This window comes from Tistrella sp. (assembly GCF_002684955.1).
GTDB classification, from domain to species: Bacteria; Pseudomonadota; Alphaproteobacteria; order Tistrellales; family Tistrellaceae; genus Tistrella; species Tistrella mobilis.
In genome coordinates this window covers 252,823-266,607 of record NZ_NYWI01000076.1, presented here as the reverse complement: position 1 = coordinate 266,607, position 13,785 = coordinate 252,823, and the positions used below count along the sequence as shown (strand labels likewise).

Here is a 13,785-nt window from a genome sequence, read left to right as displayed (position 1 = left end):
CACCGTCAGCTATGCCGCCGCCGCAGCGGCTGTGACCGTGAACCTCGGCGCCGGCACGGCGACCGGTCAGGGTACGGATACGCTGATCTCGATCGAGAACGTTACCGGTTCGGCCTTCGACGATGTCCTCACCGGTTCCGATGGCGCAAACGTCATCGATGGTGGCGACGGGTTCGATACGCTGTCGCTCCAGAATGCCGCAGCAGGCGTCCTGGTCGATCTTGTTGCCGGGCAGGCTGGTTATGGTCGCTTCACCGGCTTCGCGGCTGGCGCCGTGATCGATACGATCTCTAGACTGGAGAAAGTCGTAGGCAGCACATACGGCGATACTGTCGTTGGCTCTGAGGATACAATATTCGAAGGCAATAGCGGTGATGACTTGTATTTTGCGTCAACAGGCGCTGATACGGTCGATGGCGGCGCCGGATTTGACGCTGTAGTCTTCGGATCAATGAATGATCTGAGTATTACGGAAGGCGTCGATATCAATCTCTCGACTGGCACCTTCTTCGGCGCTCTGACGGTAGGCGACAGCTATGCGTCAATCGAGCGTTTTGCCGGTACCATCGCCGACGACCGTATGATCGGTGGCGACGGCGATGATTTTCTGCAAGACCATTTCCTCTACGCTGAGATGGATACCGGCAATGACCATCTGGAGGGCCGCGGTGGCAACGACACCCTCGGCGGCCTCAGCGGCGACGACGTCATGCTCGGCGGTGACGGCGACGACGTGCTGGGCGATGCAGGTGGCGCCGACCTGATCGACGGCGGCGATGGCAACGACACGCTGCGCTACCTCGAGATGAACGTGACCGTCGACCTCGCCACCGGCGAAAACGACCGCAATGACACACTGATCTCGATCGAGAACCTGGAAGGATATGACGGCGCCGATGTCCTGTCGGGCGATGCCGGCGTCAACATCCTCCGCGGCAATGCCGGCAACGATATCCTCAACGGCCGCGGCGGCGCCGACACGCTGGATGGTGGGGCCGGCAGTGATACCGCCAGCTATGCCGACAGCGCGATCGGAGTCACCATCGATATCGGCGGGGAGAATTCCGAGGGCGATACGCTGATCTCGATCGAGAACCTCACCGGCTCCGCCTTCGACGACACCCTGAGCGGCGACCAGTTCACCAACACCCTCACCGGCGGCGCCGGGGATGACGTGCTGGCCGGCGGCGACGGCAACGACACACTGATCGGCGGTGACGGCGACGACCTGCTCCGCGGCGGCAACGGCGCCGACATCCTGACCGGCGGCGCCGGGATCGACACCGCCAGCTATGCCGGCACCTGGGGCAGCGACATCACCGCCAATCTCGCCACCGGCGAGAACAGTCAGAATGACGTGTTGAGCGGCATCGAAAATCTCATCGGCGGCCAGGGCAACGACACCCTCACCGGCGACGACCAGAACAACCGCCTGGAAGGTGGCGACGGCGCCGACACGCTCAGCGGCGGCGCGGGCGACGACGTTCTGGCCGGCGGGGCCGACGCCGACCACATGGATGGCGGCGACGGCTTCGACATCGGCGACTGGAGCACCAGCACCACCAACGCCACCTTCGATCTGGCCCAGGGCACCAGCAGCGGCAATGACGTGCTGATCTCGATCGAAGGCGTCATCGGCGGCAGCGGCAACGACACGATCATCGGCGATGCCGGAAACAACCTGCTGATCGGCGGCGCCGGCGGCGACGTCATCACCGGCGGCGCCGGGGATGACGAGTTGCAGGGCGGGCTGGGCGACGACGACCTCGACGGCGGCGACGGCAACGACACCGTCAGCTATGCCGCCGCGGCGGCGGCCGTGACCGTGGATCTGGGGGCGGGCACCGCCACCGGTGAAGGGGCGGATACGCTGGTGTCGGTGGAGAATGTCGTCGGCTCGGCTTTTGACGACAGCCTGACGGGTGACGATGGGGTGAATGTCATCGACGGTGGGGCTGGGGATGACGTCATCTTCCGGAGTGATGGTGCTGATAGCATTGATGGTGGGGATGGGTTTGATACGCTGAATTATGCCAACGCGGCAGAATCTGTCGTATTTGACATGAATGCTGAAAATATTGGATATGGAAATTGGACTCAAAATCCTAATGATTATGTTATAAATGAAATAACTACTGCTGCTAATGTGGAGATTTTTATAGGCGGTGATTTTAATGATTACCTCGTATCATCAAACAAAGGAATAAAATATTTTGGCGGTGAAGGTGTTGACTGGCTTGTGGCTGGCGCTGGCATCGATATTTTCTATGGTGGCACCGGCGAGAACGATGCTGCTCTGCTTATCAGGGATGTCGTCGACTACCGAAAAAGCGCCACGTCGATCGAAGTCGATCTTCACGTCGGAATTGGGCACGGAGGCGATGCTGAGGGCGACCAATATTATGAGGCCGAAGGTGTCTATGGTAGCCAAGCCAATGATCATCTAATCGGTAGTATTCGCGGCGATGTGCTAAATGGCTGGGATGGTGATGATGTTCTGAAGGGTGGCGACGGCGACGACAGGCTGATCGGCTATCTCGGCACCGATGTCTTAGACGGCGGCGACGGGAATGACACCCTATGGTCAGGTGATATGTCCATAGCACTCATCGCTGATTTGGCAGCCGGAACCACCGGAGATGGAGATACTTTGATTTCAATCGAGAAAATCTTGGGTTCGAACCTTGCAGACACACTTCTCGGTAGCTCTGAAATCAATGTCTTCCGCGGATATGACGGCAACGACCTCCTCAACGGCCGCGGCGGCGCCGACACCCTCGACGGCGGCGCCGGTATCGACACCGCCAGCTATGACGACTTCACCACCGCCCTCACCATCACCATCGGCGGCTATAACTCCGATGGCGACACGCTGATTTCGATCGAAAACCTGATCGGTGGCAGCGCCAATGACGTTCTCACCGGCGACGGGATCGCAAACCGGATCGAGGGTCGGGACGGCAATGACGTGATCAACGGCGCCAGTGGCAGCGACACCCTGCTCGGCGATGCCGGAGACGATGTGCTGAGCGGTGGTGACGGCAATGATGTGCTTCAGGGCGGCGCCGGCGCCGACACCCTGACCGGCGGTATCGGTGCCGACCGCTTCGTCTATATGGATATCACCGACAGCGGCACGGCCGGCGGGACCCGGGACCGGATCACCGATTTCAACCGGGCGGCCGGTGATCTCATCGATTTCTCGGCGATCGATGTGGATCCGGACACGGCCGGGCATCAGGCGCTCACCTTCCTCGGCACCGGGGTCTTCACCCATACGGCGGGGGAGATGCGGGTCGTGGGGCTGGGCAGCGGTGTCTCGATCATCGCCGTCGATCTGGACGGCGATGCGAACAGCGATCTGGTCATCGACATCGACGCCGATGTCACCGATCTGACCGCGGCGGCCTTCCTGCTCTGACCACCAGACAGCCTCACAAGACAAAAGCGGCGGAGGTCACCCTCCGCCGCCGTTCGCGTCTGGGGAATACCCCGTCCTGATCAGAAGCGCAGCGTCGCAAAGGCCCGCACGGCGCGGCCCGGGGCCAGGACTTCGTCCTTCTTGAACGACACCGCGTTGCGGATGTCCTCGTCCAGCAGATTGGTGCCCTTCACCCCGAAGGTGACGAAGGTCGGCACACCGTCGCTGGTGAAGGCGGTCGTCCAGGTGATCTCGGCATCGACCAGGTCATAGCCGTCGGTTTCGGTCTCGTTGAGCCCGGTGCGGGTCTGGTCGAAGGCGTGCAGCACGCCCACCCGCGCCCACCAGGCGTCATCCGCCCACCAGATGCCGGCACCCAGCCGCTCGGGCGGCAGGCGCGGCACGTTCTCACCACCGCTGAACTCGGCACGGACACTGTCGAAGCGACCGTCCAGGCCCAGCATGCCGCCGGCCAGCGGTGCCACATCCAGCTGGCCCTTCAGCTCGGCGCCATAGAATACGGCGTCGCGCTGGTCATAGGCCACCTGATCGAACTCGCCATCCGTGCCGCCGCAGGAGGCGAAATCCTCGTCGCAGGTCACGCCCGTCAGACGCTTGTAGATGAAGCCGTCGAAGCGGGTGTAGAAGGCCGAGGCATCGAAGCGGAAACCGCCGGTGGCCCGGCCGATACCGATTTCGAAGGTGGTCGCGCGTTCCTTGTCGAGGTTCGGATCGCCGATCTCGAAAGTGCCCGAGGCGTGGTGCGAGCCCTTGGAGAACAGCTCGGTCGCGGTCGGTGCCCGCTCGACATATTGTGCGGTCGCCCGCGCGACGATGCCGCCGCCCAGCTCCTGCAGCGCGCCCAGGCTGGCGCTGCCGGCCAGGAAGTCGAGATCATGGTCGCGCAAGGCCGGATCATCGGCGCCGGGCAACAGATCGGCCGGAAAATCGGCACCGGTCCCCTTCACCCGCACCTGTTCCAGACGGCCGGCGGCCTGAAGCCTCAGCCCGCCATCCAGCTGCAGTTCTTCGAACACGAAGCCCGCCACCGCCGTGGTCTCGGCCGGCAGCAGCAACTCCCCCGCCTCGCCGGTGGTGGAGAGCTTCTGGTGGTTCAGCTGCAGCCCGAAGGCACCGTTCAAGGCGCCGAGGCCGGTATCGATCTGCACATGCTCGGCCTCGATCCGGGCCTCGTGGTCGCGGCTGGCATAGCTGCCATGGACGCCCAGCCCTTCGGCCTCGTCGTGATCATGATCGTGGCCATGGTCGTGATCGTGATCGTGATCATCATCATGGTCGTGATCATGGTCATGATCGTGGTCGTCGCCATGCTCGTGCTCATGCGGCAGGGCGATCTCGTCATGGTCATAGCGCGACAGGCCGACCTGGCCGCGCACGGCCTTCAGGAAGCCGCTCGCGGGCCGGTATTCGCCGAGCGCCCGCCACTTGATCTGCTCCATGTCGATCCGGGTCTGCAACTCGGCCTCTTCGCCGCCCGGGATCTCGTAGACGCTGCCATAACGGGTCAGCGAGGTGCCGATATGACCCTGGTCGAAGAACACCGTGGCCCCGATCGACTGGCCGTCGGCTTCCACCCCGCTGTTGGGCTGGGCGCCGTCGGGGGTGTCGTAATCGTTGGATTTGCGTGCAAAGGCATCGGCATGGAGCGCAACCGATCCGCTGCGGGTGGTCACCGACGCCCCGCCATCGACCCCGCCGCCGATCGATCCGGCACCGGCCTGAACGCGGCCGCGGGTGATGCCGGGGGCGATGTCGACCGGGACGCGGTCGTTCGACACATCGACCACGCCGCCGATCGCCGTCGATCCCCAGCGCAGCGTGCCAGGCCCGCGGATCACCTCCACCCGCTCGGCCGACATCGGGTCGATCGGCACGCCGTGGTCTTCACCCAGCGCCGAGACGTCATGGGCGCCGATGCCGTTCTCCTGGATCCGCACCCGCTCGTTGTCCAGGCCGCGGATCACCGGCCGGCTGGCACCGGGGGCAAAGCCGCTGGAGGTAAGGCCCGGCTCGCCGTCCAGCACATCGCCCAGCGTCTGGCCGCGGGACAGGTCCAGCTGGTCGCGATCGACGACGGTGGTGGCGATGAAGCCGCCGGTGGTTACCGGCGACAGCCCCGGCAGCCCGTCATCGGGCGTGCCCTCGCGGGAAATCGGGCTCGCCGCCCCCACCACCAGGTTCGGCAGCACCGTGGCCTCTTCGGCCCCGGCCGCGGTGATCGCACCGAAGAGCGACCCCAGGGCGGTGGTGCAGAGCAGCACCGTCCGGCGCGCGGTTTCGATCATGACAACCCCGTTTGACGTTCTTTGGAATGTTATAACGTATCTCTCCTAAAGCGGTCGCTGCCCGATTGCAAGCCGGATCTGCCCATGAAAAACCCGGCCGCCCCGGTCCGGGTGTCCGAGGGCGGCCAGACGGCAGACGTCAGCGGTTCAGGGTCAGTGGTCGGCGATCTCCAGCCCCAGCAGCACCGAGCCCAGGCATTTGCCATGGGCGTCGAGCGCGAGCGAGCGGGTAACCCCGCCGGCCAGGGCGCCGGCCAGCACGAAATTCAGCGCCTGAAGCTGGGGCAGTTCATAGCGCCGCACCTCGCCCGTCACCATCGGCCCGAACCAGGCGGCGACGCGCTCGGCCGTCACCTCCCGCCGGATCAGCGGCCAGTCCTCGGGCCGGAAGGCGATGACCGAGATGTTGGAAACATCGCCTTTGTCGCCCGTGCGGGCATGCGCGATCTCGTGCAGCTTCATGCGTCCTCCACCATGTCCACCCGGGTGGTGACCTGATCGGCCGGGATCAGGGTCGATGCCATGGCGATCACCTGGCGCAGCTGCCGGGTCACCCCGCCGCCGCCCGCCGGGCCGCAGAGATAGAGGCTCTCCACCTCCTCCCCCACCCGCCGGGCATCTTCGGCGCTGGTGCAGCGTGCCGCGAACCGCATCCGCACCTCGCACGGCTCCGGCACATCCGGCAGGGTCACGCCGGGCGCAATGGCATCCAGGCCGATCAGCTCCCCCCGCGTTTCCAGCACCCGGGGCCCCGCCTCGGCAAGGCGCTGCCGCACCAGATCGATCGCCAGCCGGCCGCGGCCGACGCAGCCGGGGCCGGCATAGGAAATCTGGCCCTCGCCGATCCAGCCGTCGCGATATCCGACCGAGACCTTCAGGCTGCCGGTGGCCGGACGCCCCTGCCCGCCCCGGACCTCCACCCGGTCGGGCCCGGTCTCGGTCAGGGTCACGCCCGAGAAATCCGCCACCACATCGGGCTGCAGATAGCAGGCCGGATCATGGATTTCGTAGAGCAGCTGCTCGATGCAGGACGCGCGCGAGACCCGGCCGCCGCTGCCGGCCACCTTGGTGATCACGGCATCGCCGTTCTCCGTCACCTCGGCCAGCGGAAAGCCGATCCGGGCCAGATCGGGCACGTCCTTGCGCCCGGGATCGGCGAAATAGCCGCCGGTGATCTGGGCCGAGCATTCCAGCAGATGGCCGACCAGCGTGCCGCGGCCAAGCCGGTCCCAGTCGTCCATCGCCCAGCCGAAGGCATGGACCAGCGGCCCCAGGAACAGGGCCGGGTCCGACGCCCGGCCGCAGATCACGATATCCGCGCCCTGCCCCAGCGCCTCGGCGATCGGGCTCGCGCCGATATAGGCATTGGCCGAGACCAGATCGGCACCGAGTGCTGCGGCCGGCGCACCGGTTTCCTCCAGCCGCAGCGGCCCGATCCGGTCCAGCACGTCATCCCCGGTGATCGCCGCGACTTTCAGCCGGCCGAGCCCCATCTCGCCTGCCAGCCGGCGGACCAGCCGCGCCGCGGCAAGCGGGTTGGCTGCCCCCATATTGGTGACGATCTTCGTGCCCCTGGCGGCCGCGATCGGCAGCACCGCCTGCATGCGTCGCGCCAGCATCGGGTCGAACCCGGCCTCGGGATCGGCAAGCCGCGCCTCCTGGGCAAGCGCGATGGTCCGCTCCGCCAGGCATTCGAAGACCAGATAGTCGAGATCGCCTTTGGCCGCCAGCTCGACGGCCGGTTCGATCCGGTCGCCGGCGAAACCCGCGCCGGTGCCGATGCGCAAGGATTTCATACCGCCGCCTTTCTGTGCAGGCGCCCGGCCTGTCTGCCGGCGATCAGCAGGGCGAAGGCGAGGAACGGAGACACCGGATGCGGCCAGATGGCGAGCGCGATCGCTGCGGGCAGCAGCACCAGATCGAGCCCGCGCCGGCCGGTGAAACGCACCCCCGTCAGCAGCGCCGGCACCGCGATGACCAAAGCGAGCCCCGCCGCCATGGCATCCAGGATGGCGAACAGGCCCCCGGTCATGGTCATGCCGGGATAGAGCAGCAGCAGGAAGGGCACGACATAGGTCACCGCCCCCAGCCGCACCGCCTCTCCGGCGGCCGGCAGCCAGTTGGTGCCGGCAATGCCCGAGCCCACGAACACCGCCACGCAGACCGGCGGCGTGATCACCGAGATGGTGGCGAAATAGAATACGAAGAGATGCGCCGCCAGCGGGTCGATCCCGGCCGCGGTCATCGCCGGGGCCAGCACGGCGGCGACCAGCACATAAGCCGCGGTGGTCGGCAGGCCCATGCCCATGATCAGGCAGACGAAGGCCACGATCAGGGCGATGGCGACCACCGAACTGCCGGCGAGCGTGACGATCAGCGAGGACAGCGTCACCCCGATGCCGGTGAGGTTGATCATCGACACCAGCACCTGGGCACCCGCCAGCAGCACGCCGATGATCACCAGCCCGCGCCCGGCATCGGCCAGGCCGTCCAGCACCCGTGCCGCCATCTCCCGCGCCGGAACCCGGCCCAGGCTGGTGGCGACGAAGGCGACCAGCAGGCCGACCACGCCATAAAAGGCCGAGGTGGCGGCCGAGCGGCCGAGCAGGATGCCCAGCGCCAGCCCGGCCAGCGCCGCCAGGATCGGCGCCACCCGCCTGAGCGCCAGAATGTCGCGCCATGCCGGCATGTCCGCATCTGGCACCACCGCCAGGCCGCGGCGCAGGGCGACGAAATGCACGGTCACGAAGACCGAGACATAGAACAGCACCGCCGGCAGCACCGCCGCCACGATGATCGTGACATAAGAGACGCCCAGGATTTCAGCCATCACGAAGGCCGCCGCCCCCATGATCGGAGGTGCGATCTGGCCGCCGGTCGAGGCCACCGCCTCCACCGCCGCCGCGAAGGCACGCGGATAGCCCAGCCGGATCATCATCGGGATGGTGAAATTGCCGGTGGTCGCGACATTGGCGACGGCCGAGCCCGAAATCATGCCGAACAGGCCGCTGGCAATGGTCGCGATCTTGGCCGCCCCGCCCGGCTGGCGGCCGCCCAGGCGGATGGCGACATCCATGAAGGCCTGGCCGCCGCCGGTGTGCAGCAGCAGCGCGCCGAACAGCACGAAGGCCGCGATCACCGTGGCGGCAACCCCGGTCAGCATGCCCCAGATGCCCAGATCGCCCAGGAAGATGGTCTCGGTAACGAAGGCGAGGTCGAAGCCGCGATGGCCCAGCGCCCCGGGCAGAAGATGGCCGCCCAGCGCATAGGCGAGGCCCAGCGCCACCAGCGCCGGAAAGATGATGCCGACCGTCCGCCGCCCCAGTTCCAGCACCGCCAGCACCAGCCCCGCGGTCAGGATCATGTCGAGCGTCGTGGCCCAGGGCAGCGTGGTCATGATCTCGTCGTAGTTCACGACCACATAGCCGCAGGCGGCGATGGTGACCGCCGCAAGGGCAAGGTCCACCACCGCGCCCAGAGGCCGCCACGACCGGCCTTCGCCGAGCGGGTGCAGCAGCAGGCCCAGCACCGTGACCAGGGCCAGGAAACAGGCCCGCTGGATCAGCCCCTCGAAGGCGCCTGCGGCCGCGGTATAGAAGATGAAGGCGCCGACCGCGAGCGCCATCCCCTTGCGAAGGCGGGTCATGGTCATGGGGTCAACGCACGGGCTTCAGCCGCTCGGGCAGATCGATGCCATGCTCGGTGAACCAGCGCGCGGCACCCGGATGCAGCGGCACGGTGCCGTAGGTCAGGGTCATCCGGGCCAGATCCGCCCCGGCCAGATCGGCCAGCGCATTGGCCTGCACCGTGCGGTCGGCCATCACCGCATCGACCATCTGATAGGCCACCTCGTCCGGCAGTGCGCTGGTGGCGCCGACCCCCACGCCGAAGCTCCAGGTGGTATAGGCCGGCAGCCCCTCGGCCGCGCCCGCGGGTATGTCCACCACCGAGATGTCGGGCATCTTCGCGCGCAGCGTGTCGGCCTGGTCGGGGCTCAGCCCCAGCACCCGGATATCGGTGAAGGTCGCAATGTCCATGGTCGAGGCGTCGAGCTTCTGCCCGGCGCCCGATTTCACATAGCCCGCGATGCGGTTGTCCTTGATCGCATCCACCATGTCGGTGGTGGAGCCGCGCACGTAATCGGCACTCAGCCCCAGGGTGCGGAACACCGCTTCGGTGGTGGACTCGGTGGCAGAGCCCTTGATGCCCGGATTGAAGCGCACGCCCTTGAGCCCGGCCAGCTGCTCGACGCCCGCATCGCTGCGCACGATCACGTTCTGCGGCGCGCCGGTATAGACCCAGAGCAGTTCCAGATCCTGCTTCTTATCGGCGAAGGCGTTGGTGCCCGCCACCGCATGCTGGGCGACATTGGTGGTAACCAGGCCCAGATCGATCTGCCCGCGGGCCATGCGGCGGATATTGTCCATGGTGGCGCCGGTTTCGACCACCGAGGCCTTCACCCCCGGCACCTTCTCGTTCACCAGCTGGCCCACGGCGACGAAATAGCCGTAATGGCTGGACGAGGCAGAGGTGGAGCCGATCAGCAGGTCGGTCTCCGCGGCGGCCGCAGGCGCTGCACCACCGATCATGGTGGCACTGCCAAGCATCGCTGCACCGGCGACGGTGCAGAGCAACATGGTCTTCATCTTGTCCTCCCTGTCCGCCCCTGTGCATCCGGAGCGCTGGTTTCACTATCGCAACCGGTCACTGTTGCAAAAAGTGCATTTCCAGCGATAATTGATGCATGTCACGCAACATTCCGGACTTCGACGATTTCCAGGCGGTGCTGGCTGTCCATCGCAGCGGGTCGTTCCGCGGCGCGGCCGAGAGCATCGGCCTGTCGCCATCGGCCCTCTCGCGCCAGATCGGCGCGCTGGAGGCGAAGCTCGGTGCGCGGCTGTTCGATCGCGACACCCGCAACCTCGACATTACCGCCGCCGGTGCGGTCTTCGTGAACGTGGCGGAGCGGATGGTGAACCTGGCGCTCGACGGCATGGCCGAGGTCGAGGCGCATCTGGCCGCGCGGCGCGGGCGGCTGACCATTGCCGGCCTGCCCTCGGTCACCGCCGGTCTGCTGCCGGGCCTGCTCAAGACCTTCTCCGCCGCCCATCCCGGGCTCGATCTGCGGATCATCGACGCGCTGTCGGGCAGCGTGATCGAGGCGGTTGAGGCGGGGCTCGCCGATATCGGCTTCACCGCCGGCACGGTCTCCACCCGCAGCCGGCTGTCCTTTCATCCGCTGCTCGACGACGATTTTCTGGCCGTCGGCACCGCCGACGGCCCTTTGGCGGAAGACCGCCCCTACGGCTGGGCCGAACTGATCGACATGCCCTTCATCGCCATGGCCGAGGGCACCAGCGTGCGCGAGCTGATCAACGGCGCCTGCATGCGCCAGGGCCGGGTTCTGGCACCACGCTTCGAAGTCGCCCATCTGGCGACCGCCGGCGCGCTGGTTGCCGAAGGGCTGGGCATCACCGCCCTGCCCCGGCTGACCCTGCCGGTGCTGCACACGAAAGATCTGGTGCTGCGCCCGATCCCCGATTTCGGCGCCACCCGGCTGATCGGCCTGGTCTGGCGGGCGGGGCACTCGCTCTCACCCGCCGCCCAGGCCTTCCTCGGCCATGTCCGCACCCATGTCAGGGCACGGAGCGCGCGCCGATGACGTCTCAGATCCCGGTTGCCGCCTCGTCCAGCCGGGCGCGGATCCGGGCCGCCAGGGCCTGCACCTCGGCCAGCCGCGTGGCATAGGCGCGGGCGGCGGCAGCGATGTCGGCGCCGCAATGCGGACAGTCGGTCTCGTGCGGCCAGACATATTCATGGCAGGACCGGCAGAGATCCAGACGCGGCGGAATGCGGCCCCGGGCGCCGGCGGCGCGGGCGGGATCGTCATCGTCTTCGGGCGCGATATGGACGGGGCGGGTATCGGTGGCAGAGAAGGCCGGCAGGCGATCCTGCGGCAGGGCCGCCAGCTCCTCGGGCGGGATCGCCTCTTCGATCAGGGCGAATTCGCCGACCGCGAAGCTTTCGGGCCCGGCCTCGCGGATCTTCACCACCCGTTCGCGGCGACCCTTTTTCGCCAGATCGCGCACCCGGTAATGGCAATAGGGGTTGTTGCCCCGCCGGCCCAGCAGCGAATCCGAGGTCCAGGTGCAGCCCGCGCGGCAGACATCGGCGTAATAGCAGCTGCGGCAATAGCCCCAGAGATCCTTCTCCACCGACCGGGTGCGGCCGAAGGCCATGGCCTCCTGGTTCCGCCAGATGTCGTCGAGCGAGAGGTCGCGGATATTGCCGGCCGCATAGCCTTGCGTTGCCAGCGACGGGCAGCCCTTGATGGTGCCGTCGGCCTCGATGCCGATCACGTTCTGGCCGGCTGCGCAGCCGGTCCAGTGCACCGCCTCGTTCCCGAAGCCGCGCCAGAGCGATTCATAGGGGCCGAAATAGCCGATATTGTTGCCGACCACCATGGTCAGCCCGCGCCTTGCCCCCTCGCGATACAGCCGGGCCAGAAGCGGCATCAGCTCGATCAGCCGATAGGGCTGCAGCAGGATGTCGGGGTTGTCGACCGCATTGCCCATGGCGACGGTCATCTGGATCTGCCAATGGGTGGCGCCGGCCGCGATGATCCGGTCCATCAGCTCGGGCAGATCCTCCATGGTCTCGGCGCCGATCTGGGTGTTGACCGAAATGCTGAGCCCGGCCGCCTTCGCGCGGGTCAGCGCCGACATCGCCTGATCGAAGGATCCGGGCACCCCGCGCAGCCGGTCGTGCAGCGGCGCCAGCCCGTCGATCGACACGCCGATGCCGTTGATGCCGGCGGCGATCGCCGCCTCCAGGCGCTTGTCGGTCAGGTTGCGGCCGCCAGTCTGGATCAGGCAGAGGATGCCATGGGCGCGCACGCGGGCCAGGATCTCCAGCCAGTCGCGGCGCAGATAGGCCTCGCCGCCGATCAGCGTCACCTCGCGCGTGCCCAGCCGGGCCATCTGGTCGACCAGATCCAGGCATTCGGCGGTGGAAAGCTCACCTTTGCGGACATGGCCGGCGCGCGATCCGCAATGCTGGCACTTCAGATTGCAGGCCAGCGTGATCTCCCACACCACATGGACGGGAACCAGATCGACGATGTCGTCCAGGCTGCGGGCGCGGGGGATGGCGCGCTCCGCCGGGGTCTGACCATCGGGCATGCAGGCACCTCCGACACTCCGGGGCAAACGGCAATCTGATGCAGGTCGGTTCCCCGGCCGGCCGGCGGGGTGCATGCCGGCCAGGGAACCACCGGGACCAAGAACCACCGGGACCGATCCGGGGCCTCAGCCCCGCTTCAGCCCGGCATGGGCGGCACGGGCCGCCGCCAGCGCAGCACGGATATCGCCCTGCTGGCGGTTCTGCGTCTCGGCCGCGGCCAGCGTCGCCTTCAACACCCCCAGATCGCCGCTGACGATCGCAGCGCGCACGCTGGGGCCATAAAGCGCACTCACCATTGCGGCGGCGCCGTCGGACGTCTTGTCGACCATGGCGTTTCTCCCGCCCGCGGTGCTCAGCGTTCCAGCTTGGCGATCTCGGTCTTCAGCTGTTCGATCAGCGACGGCAGGTCGCCATACTTGTCCAGATAGGCTTCGGCCTGACAGATCAGGCTGTCCAGCTCATCCACGTCGTTGCGGGCCACCGCGGCATGCAGGGTGGCGGCATAAAGCGGGATCGGGTGAACCTGCGGCGACGCCGCATAAAGGGGGCGGCCGACGGACTCGCTCATCTTCGGTCTCCTTCGACTGGGTCACGATCCGGTCATGGATCGTGCGGCAAGACTGTTTCTTGGGGCTTGATTACGCCTTGGACGTGCGGGCCGTCGCCAGATGAGCGCGGGCGGCCGAAACCGCCGAGCGGACATCCCCGTCCCGGGCATAGAGTTCCTGGGCAAGCGACAGCGCCACCTTCAGCGCATCGACATTGCCACTGGCCATCGCCGTGCGGATGGCGACGCCATAGGGCGTAATGGGGGTAAATTCGGTCACGGTAACCTCCCTGCCGGTTGACGCAGGTCAGGCCGGGGCGCCCAGGGTC

At 66.9% G+C, this 13,785-nt stretch carries 11 protein-coding genes; 2 read left to right on the top strand and 9 right to left on the bottom strand.

Annotated features, from left to right (window positions below; translation table 11 throughout):
- The first annotated feature begins 31 nt into the window (after positions 1–31).
- Positions 32–3,421, top strand: a complete 3,390-nt coding sequence (locus CMO28_RS26580) for a beta strand repeat-containing protein (RefSeq protein WP_296719565.1) — start codon at positions 32–34, stop codon at positions 3,419–3,421.
- Between the two features lie 80 nt (positions 3,422–3,501).
- Here the strand turns inward: CMO28_RS26580 and CMO28_RS26575 are convergent, their stop codons facing one another.
- From CMO28_RS26575 to CMO28_RS26555, 5 genes are all read right to left on the bottom strand, one after another.
- Positions 3,502–5,727 (bottom strand): TonB-dependent receptor, encoded by a 2,226-nt coding sequence (locus CMO28_RS26575; protein ID WP_296719563.1) that lies wholly within the window; start codon positions 5,725–5,727, stop codon positions 3,502–3,504.
- A 153-nt stretch (positions 5,728–5,880) separates the two neighbouring features.
- Entirely contained in the window at positions 5,881–6,189 is a 309-nt protein-coding gene (locus tag CMO28_RS26570) for a hypothetical protein (protein ID WP_062765538.1), read from the bottom strand.
- Positions 6,186–7,523, bottom strand: a complete 1,338-nt coding sequence (locus tag CMO28_RS26565) for an acyclic terpene utilization AtuA family protein (protein ID WP_296719557.1) — start codon at positions 7,521–7,523, stop codon at positions 6,186–6,188. Before CMO28_RS26565 ends, CMO28_RS26570 begins: the two co-directional genes overlap by 4 nt.
- The gene (locus CMO28_RS26560; RefSeq protein ID WP_296719555.1) at positions 7,520–9,379 is read right to left on the bottom strand and encodes a TRAP transporter permease; all 1,860 of its coding nucleotides are present in this window, start codon (positions 9,377–9,379) and stop codon (positions 7,520–7,522) included. The genes CMO28_RS26565 and CMO28_RS26560 overlap by 4 nt, the downstream gene beginning before the upstream one ends.
- A gap of 4 nt (positions 9,380–9,383) precedes the next feature.
- Positions 9,384–10,373, bottom strand: a complete 990-nt coding sequence (locus tag CMO28_RS26555; RefSeq protein ID WP_296719553.1) for a TAXI family TRAP transporter solute-binding subunit — start codon at positions 10,371–10,373, stop codon at positions 9,384–9,386.
- Positions 10,374–10,471: 98 nt separating this feature from the next.
- Between CMO28_RS26555 and CMO28_RS26550 the strand changes: the two genes are divergently transcribed.
- Entirely contained in the window at positions 10,472–11,389 is a 918-nt protein-coding gene (locus CMO28_RS26550; protein WP_296719550.1) for a LysR family transcriptional regulator, read from the top strand.
- A gap of 4 nt (positions 11,390–11,393) precedes the next feature.
- On the opposite strand, the gene CMO28_RS26545 is transcribed toward CMO28_RS26550, so the two are convergent.
- From CMO28_RS26545 to CMO28_RS26530, 4 genes are all read right to left on the bottom strand, one after another.
- On the bottom strand, positions 11,394–12,908 hold the full coding sequence (locus CMO28_RS26545; RefSeq protein WP_296719548.1) for a GDL motif peptide-associated radical SAM/SPASM maturase: 1,515 nt from the start codon (positions 12,906–12,908) through the stop codon (positions 11,394–11,396).
- A 126-nt stretch (positions 12,909–13,034) separates the two neighbouring features.
- A complete protein-coding gene (locus CMO28_RS26540) occupies positions 13,035–13,238 on the bottom strand; it encodes a DUF1843 domain-containing protein (RefSeq protein WP_296719545.1) in 204 nt (67 codons plus the stop codon).
- Between the two features lie 23 nt (positions 13,239–13,261).
- Positions 13,262–13,477 (bottom strand): DUF1843 domain-containing protein, encoded by a 216-nt coding sequence (locus tag CMO28_RS26535; protein ID WP_296719542.1) that lies wholly within the window; start codon positions 13,475–13,477, stop codon positions 13,262–13,264.
- A 70-nt stretch (positions 13,478–13,547) separates the two neighbouring features.
- On the bottom strand, positions 13,548–13,736 hold the full coding sequence (locus CMO28_RS26530; protein ID WP_296719538.1) for a DUF1843 domain-containing protein: 189 nt from the start codon (positions 13,734–13,736) through the stop codon (positions 13,548–13,550).
- Positions 13,737–13,785: the final 49 nt, after the last annotated feature.